At 68.2% G+C, this 23367-nt stretch carries 20 protein-coding genes; 9 read left to right on the top strand and 11 right to left on the bottom strand.

The annotated features are described in order from the left end of the window. Positions 1-7: 7 nt before the first annotated feature. From trkA to C461_RS04780, 4 genes are all read right to left on the bottom strand, one after another. Positions 8-1345: a Trk system potassium transporter TrkA gene (gene trkA / locus C461_RS04795; protein WP_007999131.1), complete on the bottom strand. Its 1338-nt coding sequence runs from the start codon at positions 1343-1345 to the stop codon at positions 8-10. An 81-nt stretch (positions 1346-1426) separates the two neighbouring features. Beyond that, positions 1427-2320, bottom strand: coding sequence for a mechanosensitive ion channel family protein (locus C461_RS04790; protein ID WP_007999130.1), 894 nt, complete (start codon positions 2318-2320; stop codon positions 1427-1429). Then, the gene (locus C461_RS04785; RefSeq protein ID WP_007999129.1) at positions 2320-2565 is read right to left on the bottom strand and encodes a YhbY family RNA-binding protein; all 246 of its coding nucleotides are present in this window, start codon (positions 2563-2565) and stop codon (positions 2320-2322) included. The genes C461_RS04790 and C461_RS04785 overlap by 1 nt, the downstream gene beginning before the upstream one ends. Before the next feature lie 78 nt (positions 2566-2643). Further along, positions 2644-3132 (bottom strand): SHOCT domain-containing protein, encoded by a 489-nt coding sequence (locus C461_RS04780; RefSeq protein ID WP_007999128.1) that lies wholly within the window; start codon positions 3130-3132, stop codon positions 2644-2646. Between the two features lie 148 nt (positions 3133-3280). On the opposite strand from C461_RS04780, the gene C461_RS04775 reads away from it, so the two are divergent. The 3 genes from C461_RS04775 to C461_RS04765 are packed head-to-tail and all read left to right on the top strand — an operon-like array spanning position 3281 to position 6107. Then, positions 3281-4321: a metal ABC transporter substrate-binding protein gene (locus C461_RS04775; RefSeq protein WP_007999127.1), complete on the top strand. Its 1041-nt coding sequence runs from the start codon at positions 3281-3283 to the stop codon at positions 4319-4321. Next, complete coding sequence (locus C461_RS04770; protein WP_007999124.1) at positions 4318-5097, top strand: metal ABC transporter ATP-binding protein; 780 nt, start codon at positions 4318-4320, stop codon at positions 5095-5097. Before C461_RS04775 ends, C461_RS04770 begins: the two co-directional genes overlap by 4 nt. Continuing rightward, on the top strand, positions 5094-6107 hold the full coding sequence (locus C461_RS04765; RefSeq protein ID WP_007999122.1) for a metal ABC transporter permease: 1014 nt from the start codon (positions 5094-5096) through the stop codon (positions 6105-6107). The genes C461_RS04770 and C461_RS04765 overlap by 4 nt, the downstream gene beginning before the upstream one ends. A gap of 42 nt (positions 6108-6149) precedes the next feature. Here the strand turns inward: C461_RS04765 and C461_RS04760 are convergent, their stop codons facing one another. Together C461_RS04760 and C461_RS04755 are read right to left on the bottom strand one after the other, a co-directional pair. Continuing rightward, entirely contained in the window at positions 6150-8648 is a 2499-nt protein-coding gene (locus C461_RS04760) for an efflux RND transporter permease subunit (RefSeq protein WP_007999119.1), read from the bottom strand. A gap of 93 nt (positions 8649-8741) precedes the next feature. Then, the gene (locus C461_RS04755) at positions 8742-10436 is read right to left on the bottom strand and encodes a COG1361 S-layer family protein (RefSeq protein WP_049906311.1); all 1695 of its coding nucleotides are present in this window, start codon (positions 10434-10436) and stop codon (positions 8742-8744) included. Between the two features lie 169 nt (positions 10437-10605). Between C461_RS04755 and C461_RS04750 the strand changes: the two genes are divergently transcribed. Then, positions 10606-11277: a TetR/AcrR family transcriptional regulator gene (locus C461_RS04750; RefSeq protein WP_007999115.1), complete on the top strand. Its 672-nt coding sequence runs from the start codon at positions 10606-10608 to the stop codon at positions 11275-11277. Positions 11278-11344: 67 nt separating this feature from the next. Here C461_RS04750 and C461_RS04745 read toward each other — a convergent pair whose 3' ends face one another. Then, positions 11345-12049 (bottom strand): HD domain-containing protein, encoded by a 705-nt coding sequence (locus C461_RS04745; RefSeq protein WP_007999113.1) that lies wholly within the window; start codon positions 12047-12049, stop codon positions 11345-11347. Between the two features lie 230 nt (positions 12050-12279). On the opposite strand from C461_RS04745, the gene C461_RS04740 reads away from it, so the two are divergent. Both C461_RS04740 and C461_RS04735 read left to right on the top strand, forming a co-directional pair. Further along, positions 12280-13284, top strand: coding sequence for a cation diffusion facilitator family transporter (locus tag C461_RS04740; protein ID WP_007999111.1), 1005 nt, complete (start codon positions 12280-12282; stop codon positions 13282-13284). 61 nt (positions 13285-13345) lie between these two features. Further along, positions 13346-14050: a YqjF family protein gene (locus tag C461_RS04735; RefSeq protein ID WP_007999109.1), complete on the top strand. Its 705-nt coding sequence runs from the start codon at positions 13346-13348 to the stop codon at positions 14048-14050. 49 nt (positions 14051-14099) lie between these two features. Here the strand turns inward: C461_RS04735 and C461_RS04730 are convergent, their stop codons facing one another. After that, positions 14100-15413, bottom strand: a complete 1314-nt coding sequence (locus tag C461_RS04730) for a Glu/Leu/Phe/Val family dehydrogenase (protein ID WP_007999107.1) — start codon at positions 15411-15413, stop codon at positions 14100-14102. A gap of 197 nt (positions 15414-15610) precedes the next feature. Here C461_RS04730 and C461_RS04725 point away from each other — a divergent pair, with 197 nt between their 5' ends. Together C461_RS04725 and C461_RS04720 are read left to right on the top strand one after the other, a co-directional pair. After that, positions 15611-16105 carry a PH domain-containing protein gene (locus tag C461_RS04725; RefSeq protein ID WP_049906309.1) on the top strand — a complete coding sequence of 165 codons (495 nt, stop codon included), beginning with the start codon at positions 15611-15613 and terminating at the stop codon, positions 16103-16105. Further along, positions 16102-18033: a PH domain-containing protein gene (locus tag C461_RS04720; RefSeq protein ID WP_007999103.1), complete on the top strand. Its 1932-nt coding sequence runs from the start codon at positions 16102-16104 to the stop codon at positions 18031-18033. The genes C461_RS04725 and C461_RS04720 overlap by 4 nt, the downstream gene beginning before the upstream one ends. A gap of 56 nt (positions 18034-18089) precedes the next feature. Here C461_RS04720 and C461_RS04715 read toward each other — a convergent pair whose 3' ends face one another. After that, a complete protein-coding gene (locus C461_RS04715) occupies positions 18090-19280 on the bottom strand; it encodes an acyl-CoA dehydrogenase family protein (protein ID WP_007999101.1) in 1191 nt (396 codons plus the stop codon). A 157-nt stretch (positions 19281-19437) separates the two neighbouring features. Here C461_RS04715 and C461_RS04710 point away from each other — a divergent pair, with 157 nt between their 5' ends. Continuing rightward, positions 19438-20505: a phytoene/squalene synthase family protein gene (locus C461_RS04710; RefSeq protein ID WP_007999099.1), complete on the top strand. Its 1068-nt coding sequence runs from the start codon at positions 19438-19440 to the stop codon at positions 20503-20505. Positions 20506-20605: 100 nt separating this feature from the next. Here C461_RS04710 and C461_RS04705 read toward each other — a convergent pair whose 3' ends face one another. Together C461_RS04705 and C461_RS04700 are read right to left on the bottom strand one after the other, a co-directional pair. Next, on the bottom strand, positions 20606-22594 hold the full coding sequence (locus tag C461_RS04705) for a DEAD/DEAH box helicase (RefSeq protein ID WP_007999098.1): 1989 nt from the start codon (positions 22592-22594) through the stop codon (positions 20606-20608). 94 nt (positions 22595-22688) lie between these two features. Further along, positions 22689-23273: a HalX domain-containing protein gene (locus C461_RS04700; protein ID WP_007999095.1), complete on the bottom strand. Its 585-nt coding sequence runs from the start codon at positions 23271-23273 to the stop codon at positions 22689-22691. Positions 23274-23367: the final 94 nt, after the last annotated feature.

Genomic DNA, 23367 nt, shown 5'->3' with positions numbered 1-23367 from the left:
GAGCGTGTCACGCCATAGCGGTGATCTCGCCCACAGAGTCGGAGTCAACGAGCAGAATGATGTGGTCGCCCGGTTCGAGGACGGTGTCGCCGCGCGGGGTGACGAGTTTGTGATCGCGGGTTATCGCGCCGATGACGAACCGGGCGTCGATCTCGGAAACGATGTCGGAGATCGGACGTCCGACGAGCGCACACCCCTCGGTGAGTTCGAGTTCCAGGACCTCCGCCTGGTCGTTCTCGAGGACGGCGATGTTCTCGGCGACGCTCTCGTAGGTGAATCGCGTGATCTCCTCGGCGGTGACCGTCCGCGGATTGATCGCGATGTCGATGCCGATCTCCTCGAAAACGGTGACATAGTCGGGGCTGTCGACGACGGCGATCACGCGATCGGCGCCGATCCGCTTCGCGAGCACGGAGACGAGGAGGTTCTGTTCATCGGAGCCGAGCGCGGTGACGACGATGTCGGCGTCGTCGACGTGTTCGCGGGAGAGAAATTCCGTATCAGTCGCGTCGTGTTCCATCACGACCGTGTTCGGGAGCTGTTCGGCGAGCCATCGGGCGCGGTCGGCGTCGCGCTCGATCAGCCGTGATTTGAGGTTTCGCTCTTCTAACAGTCGGGCAGTCTGGTAACCGATCTCACTCCCGCCGACGATGACGATCTCATCGGCCTGGCCCGGTGTCGTCTCCGGGGCAATGTCCGTCGCGAACGCCTGCACGCTCTCCGGGCTCCCGATGACGACCGCGCGATCGCCGGCCTCAATGTCGGTGTCGCCGCGCGGGATCGTCATCTCTCCGTCGCGGAACAGCCCGACGAAGGTGAGCGATTCGAATCGGTCGGCTTCCGAGACCGTCTGTCCGGCGACGGGGCTCTCCGGGCCGATCTCGAACTCGGCCATCTGGACGAGTCCGCTGGCGAACGGGTCGACGTCGATCGCTGCGGGGAGACCGATGACGCGGACGATGTTCTCCGCGGTCAAGAGATCCGTACACACCATGAAGTCGACGCCGAACGCGCCCTCGTTGCCCTGCCACGTCCGGAGGTACTCCGTGCTCTTCACGCGGGCGATCGTGAACCCGTCACCGAGGGTCTTCGCGGTGCCGCAGGCGACGAGGTTCGTCTGATCGTTGTCGGTACAGGCGATGACCATGTCGGCGCGCCCCGCGTCCGCGGCCGACTGTATCTCGGAGGTCGTCCCGTCGCCGGCGATCGTGAGCACGTCGAGTTCGTATTTGAGCTGTTCCGCCCGGTCGGGATCGATATCCACGACGACGACCTCGTGGTCCGATGCGAGGCTCGCGGCGATGCTCGTGCCGACCTCGCCGGCCCCGATAATGACCACATGCATGGACGCACCGACTCACCGGATACTCAAGTTCGTTACTATCGAACGCGGCGGTCGAATGCCCCGATCCGGGTCGCGGAGACGCTACTGTGCGCCGGCGAACGACGCCGGTTCCTCCCACGCGTTCCGTCCGGAGACGGTCCGCTGCGGGAAGGGGATGGTGATGTCCTCCTCGTCGAACCGGTCTTTAACGGCCTTCACGTAGTCGGCGCGGGCCTTCACGAAGTCCGACCGCGACGGGTCGTCGATCCAGATCCGCGACTGGAGCCCGACGTACGAGTCCGCGAGCTCCGTCAACCGCACCGACGGGGCGGGATCGTCGAGGATCGCGTCGCTCCGCTCGGCCTCCTCGACGATGATATCGGTCGCTTTGTCGATGTCGTCCTCGTAGTCGATACCGAAGACGAACTTCAGCCGGAGCGTCTTTTTCGCCACCGGATTCTTCACCACGTCGCCGGTGAGCACGCTGTTCGGCACCGTCAACAGCTCGTTGTCGAACGTCCGGACGCGGGTGACGCGGAAGGAGATGTCCTCGACGATTCCCGAGTTCCCCTGCCACTCGATCCAGTCGCCGATGCGGAACGGCCTGTCCGTGTAGATGAACACGCCGGCGACGAAGTTCTTGATCACGTCTTGGAGCGCGAAGCCGACGGCGAGCGTCGCGGCGGCGGCGATCGTCGCCAGCGAGCGCAGGAAGTCGCCGTACCCGGCCGCGCCGAATCCGATCGTGATCCCCGCGAACAACACGAGGAACGTCACGATCTTGTTCAGCGGTCGGCGCGCGTGGTCGTCAAGGCCCTGCCTGTCGAACACCCGCGTGACGAGCGGCGCGATGAGGATCTTGTGGAGCAGGTAGGCGGCGACGACGACGACGAGGAAGGTCGCCGCGTCGATCACGACGTCCGTCACCGGACCGAGATACGGGTTCAACGCGCCGGACACGGCGACGACTCCATCGGTCCCCGCTGGCGCGGCCATCAGTGGAGCACCGCCGTGTTTCCGCGCGTCTCGATCAGTTCGGCGTTGACTGCGTCGGCCAGCTCCGCCGCGAGCTCGTCGGTCGTGGTCCCGCCACGGGCCGCTCGCAGGAACTTCACTTTCACGAGCTTGGCGTCGTCCAGCTGGTCGGCCAGTTCGTCGACGACCGCGTCGATACCGTGTTTCCCGACCCAGACGGTCACGTCGAGGTCGTGTGCCTCCTTACGAAGCTGTTGGTCGCTCATACGAACTGGAGTTGGTCGCGGGCATTGAAGCTTGAGGTTTGTGTCTCGGGTCTGCGAACTGCGCAGTTCCGCGCTCGGCTAGCGGTCGCGTTCCTGTTCGCGTTCCTGTTCGCGTTCGCGTTCGCGTTCCGGTTCACCGTCGGTGCGGGTCGCCACGCCGCCATCGACTCGGTTCCGTTCGGCCCATGCGGCCGCGTCGTCGAGCGTCTCCGTCTCCAAGAGCCGATCGAGTTTTCGCTCGAACTGCTCGTCTGTGAGGTCACCGTTCGCGTACCGAGTGCGGAGCCGGGCGAGTGCGGCTGACGCATCATCTTGGTCGTCGCGCTCGACCCGTGCGTTCGACCGAGCGCGTTCGACGCCGTCCTCGTCGGTCTCCTCGCCGTCTTCGTCGTCCTCGTCGAACAGCATCGCGACCACCGGCACGATCACGATGTACCCGAAGAGCATGAACGCGAGCCACCAGTCGAACCCGAGCAGCAGGGCTGCGAGCCACGTGCCGGTCACGGTCGTTGCGGCGATGCCCGCCGCGTTCGCGGCGAAGCGCTCGCCGAGCGTGGAGGTCGTCATACCGCCGTATCCACTCAATGGACCAAAATCGTATCGGGAACGTCGACCCCGTGCCGTCGCCTGAACCCGCTCGACACGAAGTTTAGATATGTCTAAAAATATTCTTCGACCGGAAGCGTATTATGTGTGTGTCGCGAACGAACGCTCAATGCACACCGACAAGAACGGGCAGTCAAGCCTCTCTCGTCGCCGGTTTGCCGCGCTCGGCGGCGGGGCACTCGCGGCCGGACTCGCCGGCTGCGCCGGGAACGCGGCCGACAGCGGTGACGGCGCGAACGACGCCGAGCACACCGTGGTGGCGTCGTTTTTCACCTTCTACGACTTCGCCGACACGCTCGCCGAGGGGGCGGACATCACCGTCGAGAACCTCGTGCCGACCGGACTCCACGGCCACGGCTGGGAGCCCGACCCGTCGATCCAGCGCCGGATCACCGACGCCGACGCGTTCGTCCACGTCGGTCCCGACTTCCAGCCGTGGGCCGACCGGGCGATCGACACGGTCGCGGCCGAGACGAGCGAGACGCGCCTCATCAACGTTCGAGAGGGCATCGACCTCATCCCCCTCGCCGACACACTGACCGAGGAGGAAGCCGTCGAGGGCGCGAAGGACCCGCACTTCTGGCTCGATCCCCAGCGCGCGAAGGGTGCGGTCCAGAACCTCGCGGACGGGTTGGCCGCGGTCGACCCGGACAGCGAGGACGTCATCCGGGGGAACGCGGCTGATCTCGATGCGGAGCTCGACGCGCTCGACGCCGAGTGGCAGGCCGTCTTCGACGCGGCCGAGCGCGACGTGGCCTTCCTCGCCGCGCACAACGCCTTCGCGTACGTCGCCGCCCGATACGGCGCGACGATCGAACCGCTGGTCGTGAACCTCGCGGCGAACGGCGACGTCAGGCCGGCAGACATGCGCCGGGCACAGGAGACGATCGCCGACAACGACATTCGCCACATCGGCGCGGCCGTGTTCGAGCCCATCCGCTCGGCGAGACAGCTCCTCGAACAGACCGACGTGGAGGCGTACTACCCGGTCACGCCGTACGCCGGCACCGCGGAGTCGTGGGTCGAGCGGGGATGGGGGTACTTCGACATCGCTCGCGAGGTGAACCTCCCCACCTTCCGGATCCTGCTCGGGGTCGCCGACCCCGACGAGGTCGACTTCGTCGACTACGGCCGGAACTTCGAGCCATGAACGGAGAATCTGCAACCGGCGACAACGACGACGGCCCCCTCATCGACGCCCGAGGGCTGACGTTCGGGTACACCGCGGCGCCGGTCGTCGACGACGTGGACCTGCGGGTCGACCGCGGCGAGTACGTCGGGATCATCGGCCCGAACGGCTCTGGAAAGAGCACGCTGCTCCGGCTGCTGTTGGGGCTCCACGAGCCGGATTCGGGGAGCGTCGAGCTGCTCGGACACCCCGCTCGCGAGTTCGCGGAACGTGAACGCGTCGGCTACGTCGCCCAAGACGTGACGAAAGACGAGAAACGGATGCCGATCACGGTCGCCGAAGTCGTCCTCATGGGTCGGTTCCCGCACGCCGGCTTCGGACGCGTGACGCAGGCCGACCGCGACCGCGCCCGGGAGGCGCTGCGGACGGTCGGGATCGAGCACCTCGCGGACCGACGCATCACCGCCCTCTCGGGCGGTCAGCGCCAGCGGACCTACATCGCGCGGGCGCTCGCCGGCGAGGCGGAGCTGCTCGTCCTCGACGAACCGACGGTCGGCGTCGACGCCGAGTCGGTCGACGCGTTCTTCGACCTGCTCGACGACCTCGTCGCCGACGGGCTGACGGTGCTGTTGGTCGAACACGACATCGGCGCCGTCATCGAACGGACCGCGCGGGTCGTCTGTCTCAACCGGGAGGTGTACTTCGACGGGCCGCCGGTCGCGTTCGCCGAGAGCGACGCGCTCGATCGCGCGTACGGGACGAACATTCGGCGGGAAGCGGGGGGGATCGTCACATGAACGGCTCCGCCGGATCCGCGGCGGTGCCGCTCCTCGGCGCCCCCTACGACCTGCTCGACTGGCTGGTCGGCCGCTGGAGCGACGGGCTCGGGTGGGTCGGCGAGACGCTCGGGATCGGCATGTTGGACTACGTGTTCATGCACCACGCGTTCCTCGTCGGCGCGCTCATCGCGGTGATGGCGCCGCTCATCGGGACGTTCCTCGTTCACCGGCAACTCGCGCTCATCGGCGACGCGCTCGCGCACACCGCGTTCGCGGGCGTCGCCGTCGGGCTGTTCGTCAACTCCCTTCTCGGCACCGGCATCTCCCCGTACGTCACGGCGATCGTCGTCGCCGTGCTCGCCGCGCTCGCGATCGAGCTGATATCCGAGACCACCGACGCGTACAACGACGTCTCGATGGCGATCGTGCTCTCGACCGGCTTCGCGCTCGGAGCGGTCCTCATCAGCATCAACACCGGCGGGCTTGCGGTCGGGATCAACCAGTACCTCTTCGGGAACCTCGCGACGGTCTCCCGGGAGAACGCGGTCCTCCTCGTGGTGCTCTTCGCGATCGTCTCGCTCGTCGTGACGGTGACGTACAAACAGCTGCTGTACGTGACCTTCGACGAGACGGCCGCCCGCGTGGCCGGTATCAACGTCCCGTGGTACAACCGTCTGATGACGACGCTGACGGCGCTCGTCGTCGTCGGCGCGATGCAGATCATGGGCGTCATCCTCGTCGCGGCGATGCTCGTCGTCCCCGTCGCGGCCGCGGCGCAGGTCGCTCGCGGCTTCCGGGAGGCGCTGTTGGCGTCGGTCCTGCTCGCCGAACTCGCCGTGCTCGTCGGGATCACGCTGTCGTACCACTACGAGGCGACCGCCGGCGGAACGATCGTGCTCGTCGCCGTCGCGGTGTACATCCTCATGGTACTCGCCGGAAAGGTCCAGTCGGCGCGGGCGGTCGACGAGGACGCGCCGAGCGACGCCGCGGTCGGTGAGAGAGCGGTCGGGGAGCCGTCCGACGACTGAGCTCGATCGATCGCGATCGGTCGGCACCCGACCCACACTGCGTTACTGCGTCCGGTCGCTCGCGGACCCGCGGAGGTTGCCGTCGAGGCCGAGTCCGACGCGGTCGCCGTACCGGTCCCACACGACGACGAGCGACGGGACGAGTAGTATCGAGGCCAGGTACGCGTACAGCACGCCGAGCGCGAGCAACACGCCGAAGTCGCGCAGCAACGGGATCACCGCGAGCCACAGCACACCAAGGCCGGTGACCGTGGTGAGCATGCTCCCGGTGAGCGCCCCGCCGGTCCCGGCGATAGTGATGTCGAGCGCCTCGTCGATCGAGTGACCCGCCTTGAACTCGTCGACGAACCGGTGGACGAAGTGGACCGTGTAGTCGACGCCGAGCCCGATCGACACGGAGAGGATGGGCGCGTTGATCGGCGTCAGCGGGATGTCGAGCAGCCGCATCGTCCCGACGAGCAGCCCGACGGTCACGAGGACGGGGACGAGGTTGAGCAGCCCGTACACCGCTTTCCCCTCTAGGTAGGCGTACGACACCGCGAGAAAGACCGCCGTGAGGGCGAACGCGACGAGCAGGCTCCGAATCGCGGAGTCGGTGAGCCGATCGATGACGGCCTCGTTGACCACGAGGTCGCCGGTCGGAACCGCTTCGAGCGGCGTGCGCTCGGCGAGCGCCCGAACGTCGGCCACCGCCTCGGAGTTGTCGACGCCCGGCCGTATCGTGTAGTCGATCCGGGCGCTCCCCCGGTCCTCCGCGATGTAGCCGCGGGCCTGCCCCTCCGCGGACGAATCGAGCAAGGCGTCGTACACCTCGTCGACGTTGCGGTCGGGCACGCCAGTCCCGAGCCGGTCGTTCCGCTCCACGACCTCGCGGAACTCCGGGTCGGTCGCCGCGTGGTCGTCGATAACCGTCACGACGCTAGTGGAGGCAGCACGGCGCTCGTCCGTGGTTTCGAAGGTGTCCGGCGGGTTCCGCGTGGTCCGGTCGATCAGCTCTAAGGCGTCGTCGTCCCGCACGGACTGATCGACGTACAGCGTCACGGAGCCGACGAAGTCCTGTTCGAACTCCTCTTCGAACAGCGTGAGCACGTCTAAGAACGTGTACTCCGCCGGCGCGAACGGCTCCGGCAGGTTCGAGTACGTCTCTAACCGGTCCTCGTCGGGGAAGAACGCCTCCTCGGAGAACTCGGTGTTCACGCCCGTCCCGTACGCGCCGCCGGCGGCGCCGCCGATCAGCACGACCGCCACGACGACCACGGGGGCGATCCGCGAGAGGTCGACGCCGACGTGGAGCAGCGTTCCCAGCCGGGAGCCGCCCATCCCCAGCGGACTCGTGCCGAACTCCGGGATCGGGAGCCGCTCGCGCCACCGGTCGACGAGCACCTTCGCCGCCGGGAGGTAGATCCCGAAGATCACCAGCGTGAAAACGATCCCGGCGGCGGCGACGATCCCGAAGTCCCGGTTCGGCTCGAAGGGGCTCGCCACGTTCGAGACGAGCCCGAACACCGTCGTGATCGTCACGAGGAGGAACGCGATGAGCAGCTGGTCGGTCGTCGTCCGCATCGCGTCCGTGATCCCGCGCCCCTCGCCCCGCTCCTCGCGGTAGCGGTTCACGATGTGGATCCCGAAGTCGATCCCGACCGCGAGCAGCAACGGAAATACGGTGATGAGGGAGTCAGAGAACGGAATCCCGGCGTATCCCATGAATCCGAACGTCCAGAGCAGCGACAACAGGAGCGCGGAGAGACCGATCCCCATGTCGATGGGGTCGCGATACGCGAACACGAGGAACACGAGGATCAAGATGAGCGCGGCCGGGAACACGATGATCGCCGTGTCGGTCAGCAGCGCCGTGATCTCCGACTGCAACACGCCGTCGCCGAACAGGATCGCGTTCTCGCCGGCGTCGTTGCCCGGCACGGTGTCGACGACTTCGACGCTGCGAGTCTGGAGCTCCGTCACCCGCGCGGTCGTGGCCGCATCGGGCACGTCGTAGGTGATCCCGACGATGGACGCGCCCGCTTGCTGGGCGGTCGGGTTGTAGTCGACCGACACCTGGGGGGCGACCGCGCCCGACTCGTCGGCGGCGGCGATCGCCGCCCGCAGCTCGCTCGGCGTCGCCTCCGCGACGGCGTCGCGCCGCTCGCCGGCCGTCTCGGCGGTCGGATCGATCTGTCGGGCGATCGCGTCGGCGTGGCTCGACGTCGAGCTCACCCGGAGCGTCGAGCGCGACTCCAACCGGTGTTGCGTCTCTAAGATCCGAACCAGCGCCCCGCGGGAGAGCACGTTGTCGTCGGAGACGATCACCTGCGCGGAGGTCGCGGAGCCGCCGATCGACGACTCGAACTCCTCGTCGATGTCGTCTAACGCCTGCTGGGCCGGAATGTCCTGAGTGAACTGGTCGGCGCCGGCGCTCGTGGTGATTCCCGCGAGCCCGCCGGCGGCGACGAGGCTGACGACGAGAAAGGCGACGATCACCGCCATCGGTCGATCGGTGACGAGTTCGTCGACCCGCTCGATCAATCGGTCGACCGCCGTCACGGTCGCCCCCGGTAGTCGGTGCGCTCGGCGGCCGTCGCTCGCGGCGCGGTGCGATCTCGCGTCGGTCGTTCGGACGACTGGTCGCTCATTCGATCACTGTCGCCGGTACCACACGACGGCGCCCGCGCCGGCGACGACGACGAGCAGGGCGACAGCGATCGCGGCCAGCGGCAGCCCGCCGTCGTCGGTCGCTTCGGTCACCTCGACGGGGACCTGCTCGACGTCGGAGATGCGGTCGTTACCGCGCTCGTCGTCGTAGCGGAAGTCGAGTTCGATCGGGTGCGTCTCCACGGACGCGTCGGAGGCGGCGCTCACCTCGAACCAGATCTCCGCGGACTCCCCGGGCGCCAGCTCGTCGACGAACGCCTCGTCGTTGGCCGCCGAGAGCGGGCTGTCGGCGTACAGTCCCGCGTTGATCGACGACAGCGTCTCGGGTCGCTGGTTGGTAATCTCGACGGAGATCCGTCGCGTCTCACCGGCCGGAACGGTGGCGTTGGCGACGTCGAGGTCAAACTCGGGCCGCCGCGGGGCGACCTCGACGCGACGCGTGTCGTCGACTGCGACGGTCGCGTCACCGCTCGTGTACTCGGTCGTGAAACTGAACTGTCGCGGTCCGGGATCGGCGTTCCCGCTCACGTCCGCGTCAAAGGAGAACTCGACTGATTCGCCGGCCGGAACCTCGGGTAACGCGTACCGGCTCTCACCGAGGCTCACCCGGTTGCTCCCCGAATCGGCGATCAACACCGCGTCGTCGACGTCGAGCGGTCCCTCGTTGGTGAGCGTTCCGCTCACGGTCCCCGAGTACCCGACTTCGAGGGTCCCGGTCACGTCGTCCAGCGCGAACGACTGCTCGGACACGGGGACCACGCCCGCGCGTGAGGACGGGGACGTGGACTCCACGCCGTCGCGGTCTCGGTAGTCGACGGACGTCGACAGCGCGTACGCCCCGCCGGCGAACTCGGGAGAGACCGTCGAGTCGAAGGTCACGGTCCGGTTCTCGCCGGGCTCCCAGTCGCCGACGAACGCCTCGCCGCTGCCGTCGGCACCGATGGTCGCTCCGGTTCCCGTCGTGGTTCCGGTGACGACCGCGTCGCGGGCGATCTCGTCGCCGACGTGTTCCATCGTGACGGTCACCTCGCCGTCGCCGCCGACCTGCGCGTCGGTGTCGGTGTCGAGGATCGCGAACCGGGCCCCGTCGTCGACGACGACGGTGACGTCGAAGGTATCGGTCCCGCTGGAGTCGTAGTGGTTGTTCTGGTCGGAGACGATCGTCCGCGTGTATCGGTATCGCGCCGTTACCTCGATATCGTACTCGCCGTCCTCGACGTCGTCGGGAACGGCGATAGTGAGCGGGACGGAGGTGGGGGTCCCGGTCGGAACGTCGCCGACGGCCACTTCGTCGGTCGTCACGTCGAGGGGCGTGTCGGCGGCGTCAGCCTCGAGTCTGAGGCTCCGTGCGGTCGTCACGCGCGGGTCGAGTTGGTTCCCCAGATCCATCTCGCCCGTGTTGAGTAGGTCGACCGTAATCGTGGACTCCTCTCCCGACGGGACCGTCGACTGCGAGAGGAACACGTCGAGGTCGGGCGACCCGCGGACTTGGGTGTCCGATCCGTTAGTCTGTGCGACGAGGCCGCCGTCGCCCGGGGCCCCCGCCACCGACGCCTGACCGTCGGCCGGTAAGCTGTCCGAAATCGGCGCGGCGGCGCCGGCGAACGCGGCGCCGGCCACGAGCGCGACGGCAACCACAACTGCGAGCGCGATCGAGCGGATCGGTCGCCCCCGAGTCATACCGCCCCTCCGAGAGGGAAGCTACCGGACGCGTCGGCTCCACGCGCCGTCAATCGGCCACCGAACGGGTCGCATCGAGTCATACGTTCGTGTCGGAGGCTCTCGACATAAGCGTGTTGAATGAACGTTCAATCAAGATCACTATATACTCGGCGCCGGTAGGTCGTGTATGGACGACCCGTTCGCCGAGCCTGCCGACACCCGAGAGGCGATCCTCGGGGCGGCGTTTCGCGCGCTCTGTGCGCACGGGTACGCGGACCTCACGATCAGTCGGATCGGCGAGGAGTTCGATAAGAGCCCCTCGCTCGTCTACCACCATTACGACGGTAAAGACGAACTACTGGTCGACCTCCTCGAGTTTCTCCTCGACGGGTTCGAGGCCTCCATCTCGTCGGGCGCCTTCGACCTGTCGCCCCGCGACCGGATCGACGCGTACATTTCGGCGACGCTAGACCCCGAGTCCGTCGACGACGCGCACGCGCCGGACGGCCGATTCATGACCGCGATCGTCGAACTCCGGGCGCAGGCCGCCACCGACGACGCCTACCGCGACCACTTCGATCGTAGCGACCGCGTGTTCGGCGCGTTCCTCGAAGCGGCGGTGCGCGACGCGGCGACCGACCGCGAGGCTACGGAATCGCTCGACGCCACGGCCGACCGCGAGGCTACGGAATCGCTCGACGCCGAGGAAGTCGCTGCGACGCTCCAGACGTTCGCGACCGGCGGGATGCTCCGCTGGGCGACGACGGCCGACCGCGACTGGGTCGCTCCGTCGCGTGCGGGGATCGATCGCTACCTACAGACGGCGCTTCCGCGGGTCGAGAGCGGCGGCTCCGCGTAGCGTCCGATCGAATCCGTTCCGAAGAGGGCCCGGTGAGCGCGGGGCGGTCGAACGACCGACCCTCGGATCAGCGGTCGGCGTCGCGCTCGCCGACTTCCATCCGCGTGACTTCCTCTTCGAGCCACTCGCGCAGCCACCTCACGCGCTTGATCCGCTGGTATGCGATGCTCTGAGCGCGGTCGGAGACCACGCGATCGGTGTGGTCTTGCGCGCGCTGGAGCACCCGATCGACCATCTTCGCGGCGTCCATGTGGGTGCGCGACTCGTACCCCATGCGCAGCAGCATCAACACGGCCCCGTTCGCGCCCACCTTGTCGAGCACGTCGGCTTCGATCAGACAGCGGCTCTCCAAGGGGACGTCGTCGAGGTCACCGGTATACGAGTGGTCGACGACCGCCCCGCACACCTCTTCGATGAACGAGTCAGGGTACGTGCCGCGGCTCTGGAGGTACTCGCGGGCGACGCGCGCACCGGCCTCGGCGTGAACGTCCTGTTCGGCCTCCAGTTTGGCGACGTCGTGGAACACCGCGGCCACCCGGACGACGTCGACGTCGGCGCCCTCGGCCTCGGCGATCTCGGTCGCTAGATCGACGACGTTGAGGATGTGGTTAAACCGGTACGTCGAGGAATGCCAGGGATACCAGCGCATCCGCCCGCCGTCCTCCTCGCTCTCGACACTGGCTGCGAGGTAATCCCTCACAAACCCCTTCATCTCCTCGAAGTCCTCGTCGCTCACCTCCGTTTCCTTAATCTCGACGCCCACGGGAACCACCTCGGGCGAAAAACTCATGATTCATTACCGTAACCGAGGAGCGTTTCGTTCTTAGTCGTTACGGGGAGCCTATCGCCGCCCGAAACCGGAATCCCGGTATCGATGCCGTCCCCTTTCCAGCTCGCGACACCGTCTCATTCCAGCTCGTGACACCGCCCCTTGCAACTGGGCCCCGATCGACCGCCGACAACGACGAGGTTCTTAACTAGGGAGCACGACGACCCGTACGTATGTGGAACCCGTGGGGAGACGGTCAGAAGGGACGCTTCCAGCGGGTCGCAGCGGTGAACGTCCTCGGCAACGCGGTGAAGATTGTCGTCGAGGGCGCGGCGGGGCTGACGTTCGGCAGCGTCGCGTTGGTCGCCGACGCGGCTCACTCCGTCGCCGACCTCGTCGCCAGCGCAGTCGTCCTCGTGTGGGGCGGGTCCCGTTACGACGACGCCGACGAGAGCCACCCCCACGGCCACCAGCGGATCGAGCCGCTGACGGCGCTGTTCGTCGGCGCGACGATCCTGCTTTTGGGGCTCCTGTTGTTCCGCGAATCGGTCGCCGGTCTGATCGGCCCGCACGACGTCGCGGCGAGCCCGATCCTCGTCGCCGCGCTGCTGTTCGCGATGGCCGACATGTACCTCCTCTACTGGTACACCGATCGGGTGAACGCCAGCCTCGGATCGACCGCGCTCACGGCGCTCGCCGCGGACTGTCTCAACGATATTTATACCACCATCGCGGCGCTGGTGGGCGTGTTCGGCGTCTTCCTCGGCTTCCCGATACTCGATCCGGTCGCCGGAGCGCTCGTCAGCGTCCTCGTCATGTACCAAGGCGTCGAGATCGGTCGCGAGAACGTCACGTATCTCGTCGGCGCGGCGCCGCCCGCCGGAGACCGGGCCCGCGTCACGGAGGCGCTCCGACGACACCCCGCCGTCGAGGGCGTCCACGATCTCACGGTGTACTACGACGGGACCGATCTCGAAGTCGAGGTCCACGTCGAGGTCGACGGGAGCATGACGCTGCGGGACGCCCACGACATCGAAACGGAACTCGTAGAGAGTCTCCGCGGGCTGGACGACGTCGGCGACGTGCACGTCCACCTCGACCCGTCGGGGCTCGGCGAGTGGAAGGAGGCCGCCGAACGGACGAGCGGGGGAGAAGAAGCGAGAGAGAAAAAAGAAGCGAGAGACGGAGAGGCGACGGAGCAGAGCGGGGGGCCGGGCGAACGGTCAGACGCCAGGTAGACGCCCGGAACGCTATCACCGCGGCCGTACGGGTTTTGACCGCCACGCCCCTATCTTCGCTATGCTCGGACATCGCTGGCTGGAGATGACATGGCGCGACGCGCTGTTTCTCCATTGGCCGGTCGCTCCCGCAGTCGTCGCCGAGACGCTTCCGGACGGCGTCTCCGTCGCCACTCACGACGGCGACGCGTACCTCAGCGTGGTCGCCTTCGTGATGGCGGATATCCGGCCTCGGGGCGTCCCGCTCGGGCTCTCGTTCCCGGAACTCAACCTCCGCACCTACGTGGAGGGGCCCGACGGTCCGGGCGTCTACTTCTACAACCTCGACGCGGACGATCGGGTCGGCGTCGCCGTCGCGCGCCGATTGTTCGCGTTGCCGTACTACCGCGCCACGATGGAGGTGACACACGAGCGCGGCGAGGCCCCCGCCGGTGACGACGCGGTCCGGTTCGTGAGCCGGCGGACTCACCCCGGGGTCTCGTCCGCTCGGTTCGACGCGACGTACGAGCCGACCGGGCCGCCGTTCACCGCCGACTCCGGCTCGCTCGACAGCTTCCTCGTCGAGAACTACCGTTTTTACGCCGACGGGACGCGGCTCTACCGCGGCGAGATCGACCACGATCCGTGGCGGCTGCGCGAGGGGGCCGCCGACGTGCGGGTCAACACCCTCTTCGAGGCGAACGGGTTCGAGAGTCGGACGGAAGCGCCGATCGTTCGCTACGCAGAGCCGATCGCCGTGAGCGCGGATCGCATCCGGCGGGCGTGAGGCCCGGCGGGCAGCCGCGTGACGGTCGGAAGCGGCTGGCTGACTCCGCCTACGGGAACAGCCCGCGGTACTCGTGCGCGCTCGCGGTGCGTTCCAGCGCGAGCGTGTAGGCGGCGGTCCGGAGGTCGGGGAGGTCCTTGGCGTCGTACTGCTCTATCGTCTGGTCGAACGCGCGACCGATACGGCGCTCTAACTCGGCGTTCACCGTCTCCAGCGGCCACGAGAACTCCTGTGCGTTCTGGACCCACTCGAGGTACGAGACGATGACGCCGCCGGCGTTCGCGAGGATGTCGGGCACGACCTGCACGTCGCGCTCCGTGAGCACCTCGTCGGCGGCGACCGTCGTCGGCCCGTTCGCGGCCTCGACGATCGCGGACGCGCGCAGTTCGCGGACGTTGTCGGCGGTGATCACGCCCTCGACGGCGGCGGGTATCAACACGTCGACGTCGAGCGTCAACAGCTCCTCGTTCGAGATCATCTCGGGGGCGTCCCACCAGCCATCGCCGCGGTCGCCGTCGCCGTCCGCGATCGGGACGTCTCGGCGGTCGCCGGCAACGTACTCGTCGATGAGCCCGCCGGCGGTGACGTGCGCGTCGAGCGCGCTGACGTCGAGGCCTTCGGGGTCGTAGGCGGCGCCGGTCACGTCGGAGGTTGCGACGATTCGAGCGCCCGCCTCGTCGAGGAGTTTCGCCGCGTTCGATCCCACGTTACCGAAGCCCTGGATCGCGACGCTCGCGCCCGAGAGGTCGCGGTCGAGGTACTCGAAGAGCCGCTCGGTGACGATGGAGACGCCGCGGCCGGTGGCCTCGACCCGGCCGGGCGTCCCCCCGATCTCCAGCGGCTTCCCGGTGACGACCTGCGGGACGGAGTGGCCCTCGTACATCGAGTAGGTGTCCATCATCCACGCCATCGTCTGCGAGTTCGTGTTCATGTCGGGGGCCGGAACGTCGGTCTCGGGGCCGATCATCCGGCGGATCCCCTCGGTGTACCGCCGCGTGAGGCTCTCTAAGTCGTTCTGTGTCAGGTCCTTCGGCTCGCAGATGACGCCACCCTTCGCGCCCCCGTACGGGAGGTCGACGAGCGCGGTCTTCCACGTCATCCAGCCCGCGAGCGCCTCGACCTCTCGCTGGGTGACGCTCGGGTGATACCGGACGCCGCCTTTAAACGGACCGCGAGCGCTGTCGAACTGACAGCGGTACCCCTCGAACACCTTGACCTCACCCGAGTCCAACTCCACCGGCAGCGTGACCTTCAGCGTGCGCTCCGGGTGTTTGAGCCGTTCGAAGACGCCGTCGTCCACGTCCGCGTACTCCTTCGCGCGGTCCATCTGTGCGAGCATGTTCTCGAACGGATCGTCCGTCATGATCGATCGGACTTGACCCTGGGTGATATCGGTTTCGGCAATTATCGCCATTGGCTGAGAATGTCTCTCATGATGGGGTCTGGGTCTCACCGTCTGTCGAAACGCCCGATCTGGGGCACCGACTCGGCCTCGCGATGTCGTCGTCGGGCGCTGCGGTTTCGCCCGGACTTATACGTCGGCGCCGACAACAGCGGCGTATGACACCTACGCGCGACGGAGGGCCGGCTTCGACGGCCCAGTCGCTCCATCCCCGCGTCCGGATCGTGTGGATCCTCCGTGCGGTCCTCGTCGCGGCGGTGCTGTCCGTGCCGTTCGCCATCGGATTCTACTTCGAGTACCTCCCCCGGTGGGCGCCGGTGCTCGCCGCGGCCGCCTTCTTGGCGCTCGGCGTGGCACACGCCGTGCTCCGGTACCGCCGCTGGAGCTACGAGATCCGAGAGGACGCGCTGTACCTCGACCGCGGCGTGGTCACGCAGGTCCGGACGACCGTCCCGCTGGTCCGGATCCAACACGTCGACTCCCGGCGCGGCCCCGTCGAGCGCGGCGCCGGACTCGCCTCCTGTGTCGTCTACACGGCCGGCTCTCGCGGCGCGGACGTCCGGATCCCGGGGCTCACGCCAGACGGTGCGAGCGACCTCCGCGAGGAGCTGAAGCGACTGTCGATCCGCGCCGACGGGGAGGACGCGGTGTGAAACTCGCTCCCCAGTCGATCCCGTACCGCGCGGTTCAGAAGGTCGCGGGCATCGTCGTCCTGCTCTTTTTCATCGTGAACAGCAACGACTGGGGTCTCCCGGCCGCGGTCGGCGTCGCCGGCGCGGTGCTGCTCGTCGCGTTCGGCTACGAGGTGGCGTACTACCGCCGGTTCGACTACGAACTGACCGAGGACACCCTCGACATCTCCTCGGGCGTCATCTCGCGGCGCGAGCGGGAGATCCCGTACCGTCGGATCCAGAACGTCGACGTGAGCCGAAGCGTCATCCAGCGGGCCCTGGGCGTCGCGGCGGTCGATCTGGAAACCGCCGGCGGGTCGAGCACCGAGGGGTCGATCCGATTCGTCGCGCCCGAGGAGGCGACGCGGATCCAACGCGAGGTGCAGCGGCGGAAGTCGGCCGCGTCGAGCGCGGCGTCGGGAACCGGCACCGAGCGCGGCGTCGGCTCGGGAGCCCGTTCCGCGACCACCGCCGGCGCTGACTCGACGGGACCGGCCGAAGAGGAGCTGTTCGCGATCTCCTCGGGCGAACTCGCGCTCGTCGGTGCGCTGTCGTTCGACGGCCGACTCATCGGCCTGCTCGCGTTCTTGAGTTCGGGCTCGGTGCCGGTCCTGTCGAGCGTCCTGCCGAGCGCCTCCGCGGTCGCGCTCACCGCGACCGCCGTCGTCGCCGTCGGCGCCCTGTTCCTCGCGTCGTGGGTCATCGGCGCCGGAATCGCGTTCTCGAACTACTACGGGTTCCGGCTCTCGCGGGCCGGCGACGAGCTCCGGTACGAACGCGGCCTCTTCCGACGGTACAGCGGGTCGATCCCGACCGACAAGATCCAGACGCTCTCGATATCCGACAACCCGGCGAAGCGGGCGCTCGGCTACGCGAGCCTCTCGATCGAGACCGCCGGCTACGCGCCCGGGCAGGGCGGCGGTCAGGGGAGCCAAGCCGCGGTCCCGATCGCGTCCACGGACCGCGTCTACCGGCTCGCCCACGAGGTGGAATCGTTCGGAGCGCCGACGTTCAGCCGCCCGCCGAAACGGGTCCGGTGGCGCTACGCCTTCCGGTACGCGCTCGTCATCGGCGTGCTGGTCGGGCTCGCGTTCGCCGTCGACTGGTTCTTCGCCGTCGGACTCCCGTGGTACGGGCTGTTCGGACTGCTGCTCGCGGTCCCGCCGGCCGCCCACCTGAAGTGGAAACACCGCGGGTACTGGCTCGGGGAGGACCACTTCCTCACCCGGAACGGGTTCTGGAGCCGGACGGTCACCGTCGTCCCGTACTACCGGATCCAGACCGTCATCGACACCCGAACCGTCTTCCAGCGGCGATGGGGCGTGGCGACGATCGTGGCCGATACCGCCGGGACGAGCTCGCTCGTGGGCGCCGACGCCGCCGCGGTCGATTTCGCCACCGACGAGGCGATCGAGCTCCGGACGACCCTCCGAGACCGGCTCCGGACGGCCGTCGCCGAGCACCGAGACAGTCGAAACGCCTTCGAGTGGGTCGACAGCGAACTCGACACGCCGGCGCCGGCCGGAGACCCTGAGCGAGAGGAGCGCCCGACGGACGACCTCGAGTCGACCGGCCCGGATACCCGGAACACCGCGGACGCCGCCGAACCCGACGCCTCCGGCGACGGCGTCGTGCGACCCGATTTCTCCGGCAGCGATCGCGACTACTCCGAGCCGGCGGACCGCGTCGACACCGGCGAGTACGCGGTGGACCGGTTCCCGTCGGACGCCGACGTCGCGAACCCCGGCTCCGGGACGCCCGACGATGGCGGCGGCGACGCCGACGACGCCGACGACGCTGGCGACGAGGCGGACCGTGACGGCGACGCCGGTGACGGCACCGGCGAGAACGGCATCGGCGAGAACGGCCGCGACGAAAACAGCGACACCGACGACCGAACCGAAACATAGCAGCCGGCCTCGCGCCCCCGGCGCGGGCCTCCCCAGCGCTTACGTCGAGGAAGACGTCACTCGGAGAGCAATCGTTGGGCGATCGTGTTCCGAAGCACTTCGCTGGTCCCCTCGTAGATCTCGGAGAGCTTCGCGTCGCGGTAGAACCGCTCGGCGGGGAAGTCCTTCGTGTAGCCGTAGCCGCCGTGGATCTGGATCCCCTCGTTGGCGACCTCTCGAGAGATCTCCGAGGCGTACAGCTTCGCCTGTGCGGCCTCCTTGATGAAGTCCTCGTCGCGCATCTTCAGGTCGGCCGCCTCGTGCATCAGCAGCTCCGCGGCGCGGACCTTCGTGTCCATGTCCGCGAGCTTGTGCTGGATCGCCTGGAAGTCGGCGATGGCGCGGTCGAACTGCTCGCGCTCCTGCGCGTACGCTTTCGCCTCGTCGAGCGCCGCCCGGGCGATGCCGACCGAGCGCGCCGCGATCGTGATCCGGCCGCCGTTCAGCGTTTTCAACGCGTGGACGAACCCCTCGCCCTCCTCGCCGAGCCGGCGGTCCTCGGGTATCCACATGTCGTCGAACCGGAGCTCGGCGGTCGGACATCCCTTGTCGCCGAGTTTGTCCTCCGTCCCTTCGACGATGAACCCGTCGTCCTCCTCGGGGCGGACGACGAACGAGGATATCCCCTTGCGGCCCGCCTCGGGGTCGGTCTTCGCGAACAGGGTGACGGTGTCGGCGACGGAGCCGTTCGAGATCCACAGCTTCCCGCCGTTGACGACGTAGCCGTCGCCCTCGCGCTCCGCGGCGACGCCGCTCCGTTCCGAGGCGCTTCCCGCCTCGCGCTTCGCGGTGGTCGACATCGCGGGCACATCCGAGCCGGCCTCCGCCTCAGAGAGCGCGAACGCGCCGATGTCCTCGCCGGTGTTCAGCGGGGTCAGGAACCGCTCTTTCTGGTCGTCGTCGCCGAAGGCGTACAGCATGTTGCCCGCGAGGGAGGTGTGGGCGGCGACGACGGTGCCGAGCCCGCCGGAGCCGCGCGAAATCTCGGCGAGCCCGATCGCGTAGCTGTGGTAATCGAGCCCGGCGCCGCCGTACTCGACCGGGAACGGCATCCCCATGAGACCGAGATCGGCCATCTCAGCGACGAGGTCGGCCGGAAACTCGTCCGTCTCGTCGATCTCCGCGGCCCGGGGAACGACTTCCTCGTCGACGAACTCCGCGACCGTGTCGCGGATCTGACGCTGCTCTGCCGAGAGCGTAAAGTCCATGTCCGCTCCTTTCCGCACGGAAACTTAGCCGTTTCCACACGGTTGTACACGGGTCGGTCGTTGGGTCTCGCGATTCCGGCGACGGCGTTCGAGCGCGACCGTCCGCAACGGTTCCACGAGGCTTTTTATGCGTTGTGACGTAAGTGTGGGTAACCGAATGAGCGGACGAACATACGGTCCCGTCGAGCCCGACCTCCCGTGGTGTCACGAGGCGGTTCAGGGCGTTTCTCGGACCTTCGCGCTGACGGTCGACGTGTTAGAGGAGCCGATGGCCTCACAGATCTGTGTTGGATACCTCCTCTGTCGAGTCGCCGACACGGTCGAGGACGCCGGCCATATCCCTCCACAGGCGCAAAGCGACGTGTTGCGGACGTACCGGCGCGCGATCGATCCCGACGACGATACCGATATCCTCGCGTTCCGCGACGCCGTGGACGAGTGGCTCCCCGAGCCGGCCGATCGCAACGACGACTGGGAAGTGGTCGCCGAAGCGCCGACGATCGCCGCGACGTTCGAGGAGCTCGATCCGGAGGCGCAGGCGGCGATCGTCCCGCCGGTCTTGGAGATGGTCGACGGGATGGCGATGTTCGTCGACCGCCACGCGACCGAGGGCGGACTCCGGATCGACGACCGCGACGAGTTAGAGCAGTACTGCTACTACGCGGCCGGCACCGTCGGCAACCTCATTACGAACCTGCTTACCCGCGGTGACCTGCCCGAAGACCGGGCGAACCGACTCCGCGACACCGCGGAGGAGTTCGGGCTCCTGCTCCAGCTCGTGAACGTCTCGAAGGACGTGTACGACGATTTCACGGAGGAGAACAACGTCTACCTCCCGGCCGAGTGGCTGGCGGACGAGGGCGTCGATCAGGAGCGCGTCGTCGATCCGGAGAACCGCGAGTCGTCCGCTCGCGTCGTCGGACGGACCGCCGAGTACGCGCGGTCCTTCCTCGACGACGCGCAGGCGTACCTCGAGACGATGCCGCTCTCGAACGGGAACACGATGGAGGCGTGGACCGTTCCGTACCTGCTCGCGGTGGGTACCCTCCGGGAACTCAGCTCTCGCCCGGAAGACGCGCTCACCGAGAGCGGCGTGAAGATCTCCCGACAGGAGGTGTTCGCCGTGATGGCCGTCGCCGGAGAGGCCGGGCGCGACTCGCTCGCCGATCTCCGGCAGACGATCGCGCGGACGCCGTACCACCGCGCCGTCGAACCGGCCGACTGACCGCGGGTCTCACCCGCTTCCGCCCTCTCTCACACTCTCTCGCCCGCCTCGCTCTCTTTTCTTACCCCTTCTCGACCATCTCTTCCGCCCCGCATCCCGCTCACAGCCGCGACCGCGCCCGAGAAACGGCCGGAACCGCAACGCCGATCGCCGCCGCGAGCGCCTCCGCCGCGCTCAACAGCCACTCCGCCCGTTCGATCCGCGAGTCGAGGTCGCCCGGACCGATCCGATAGGCGTCAACGAGCGTCTCGACGGTGGCGCCGCCGATCCACTCGTCGAGGATCCGCGCGGTCTTGACGGACTCCAGCCACGCCTCGAAGTCGTCCGCGTCCCCCATCGACGTCGTCAGCCGCCCCGCGTTCGCCCGCGCGAATCGATAGATCTCCGCGCGCTCCTCGTTTCCGAGATACGTGTCTTGCATGTCCGGGGTGTCGCAGATCACCTCGAAGGCGGTGAGCGTCGTCGCGTCGGCCATCTCGGCCGCGGTCCGCAGCCCCGCGACGATCCGCTCGCCGGTCTCCGGTCTGACGTACTGCTTCGTGGTCGTCTCGCCGATCGCCGTCGCGACGAGGCGGTAGTCCGCCACGCCGCCGGTCTCCCGGCGAATCATCCCGGCTGCGACCAGGTCGTCGACGGCGACCGCGACCGCGTCGGCCAGCCCGCCGGCGCCCGCCGCCCGCGCGTAAAACGTCCCCTCGAAGACGCCGAGGATCTCGGCTTCGGTCTCCGCTGAGCCGGTCGCGACCGCCGAGAGGACGTGCGTGCGGAGCGCCGACGGGTCGGCCAGCTTCGACTCGACGGCCTCGGGTTCGCCCTCGACGTACCGCTCGACGAGTTCCGCGCGGACGTCTTCGTCGCCGACGAGCACGGCCTCACCGCGCGGATCGAGCCCCGGCCGCCCCGCTCGCCCGCACATCTGGTGAACTTCGAGAGTCGGGAGCCACTCCATCGCCGAGCCGGCGTACCGCTTCTGATCGCGAACGACGACTCGGCGTGCGGGGACGTTGATACCGGCGGCGAGCGTCGGCGTCGCACAGATGCAGGCGACCTCGCGCTCGCGGAATGAGGATTCGACGACCGCTCGGTGGCCCGATCGGAGCCCCGCGTGGTGGAACGCGACGCCCGATCGGAGACAGTCCGCGAGTTGGCTTCCGGTGAGGGTGCCATCGATCGCCGCGGCCTCGTCGGCGGCCGCCGACGAGGCCGCCTCGATTCCCATCTTCTCGGCCAGCTCGTCCGTCGCGAGTCGCTCGGCCAGTGCGACGGCTTCGGTCCGCGATCGGACGAACGCGAGACACTGGCCGCCGTCGGCGATGGCGTCGGCGACGAGCGCGGCGGTGACCTCGGTGGCGTCGGGGCCGTCGGAGTCGGTATCGCTGGCACCGTCTGTACCGTCGGCGTCGTCCCCGCCGGCCGACGCGTGGACGTCGATCGTCGTCACGGTCCCGTCGTCGAACGAGACTTCGTCACCGACGGCGACGCCGGTCCGGAGGTCGACGGGTCGCCAATCGGACTCGACGAGCGCCGCGTCTAGCCACTCGGCTATCGCCTCCGGGTTATCGACGGTCGCGGAGAGCGCGATGACCTGCACGTCGGGGTTTCGGCGCCGAAGCGTCGCGAGCGTGACCTCCAGCGTCGGCCCGCGCCGCTCCGCGCCGAGGAGGTGGACCTCGTCGACGACGACGCAGGCGAGTTCGTCGACCCACGACGCGCCGTTGCGGATCGCCGAATCGACCTTCTCCGCGGTGGCGACGATCACGTCGTTTCCGGCGAGCGACTCCCCGGTGGCGTCGAAATCGCCGGTTGAGATCCCCACGTCGACGCCGGGGAGCGCCGCGAACGTCTCGTACTTCTCGCGAGCGAGCGCGCGGAGCGGACAGACGTACAGTCCGGGACCGTCGGCCGTCAGCAGCCCCAACTCGGCGATGAACGTCTTCCCCGACGCGGTCGGGATCGCGGCGACGACGTTCCCGCCCTCGCAGATGCCGGCGTCGACGGCGGCCGCCTGCGGCGGGTACAGCTCGCGGATCCCCCGCTCCGCGAAGTGATCGACGTACGCCGCCGCCAGCGGGAGATCGGAGACACGCATTCGACCGACGGTTCGGCGGGACCGTATTTAAAAAGTCGCCGGGATCGGCGGGTAGCAACACCGCGTCGCGGCGCGCACCGCCGGTCACCCCGCGTCACTCGTCGGTGTCGAACTCCTGGAACAGCTTCTCGAAGTCGTCGCCCTCGGTCATCGCTTCTAGCGACTCGTCGGCTTTCGAGCGGAGCTCTGCGATCCGGTCGGTGAGTCGCCGGTACTCGTCGTTGCCGTCGAGCTCGGTCGCGCTCTTTTCGGCTTCCAACATCGCCTTCTTCGAAGTCAGCGCGAACAGCTCTTGCATCTCGGTGTCGTACTCACCGCGTCGAAGCAGCCCCTCGACCGTCTCGCGGAGGGTGTCGCTGGTGACGGGTTTCACGAGGTAGTCGTCGAAGCCCATCTTCAGAATGTCGAAGTCCGGCTCGACCGCCGTGACCATCGCGACCCGGCAGTCGATCCCGCGCTCGCGTACCGCCGCGAGCACCTCGTCGCCGGAGAGACCGGGCATCCGCCGATCGAGGAGGATCGCGTCGACCTCGTTGTCGACCTCGTCGAGCTCTTCGAGGGCCTTCTGGCCGCCGTACGCGGTCCGGACGCGATACTCGTCGCCGAGCCACGCGGCGTACAGGTCGGCCAGGTCGGGTTCGTCCTCGACCACGAGGACCAGCGGCGATTGCTCACTCATGGATGACCGGAGCGACGACGTGTTCGCTCACACGTTTCGTCTCTTCGCGGACTATATTAAAATACCTCTTCGGGTTCACGTCGCCGCGTTCCGG

The organism is Halorubrum aidingense JCM 13560 (genome assembly GCF_000336995.1).
Taxonomy (GTDB): Archaea; Halobacteriota; Halobacteria; order Halobacteriales; family Haloferacaceae; genus Halorubrum; species Halorubrum aidingense.
Note: the sequence above shows the minus strand (reverse complement) of the source record. Positions and strands in the feature narration are given on the sequence as shown.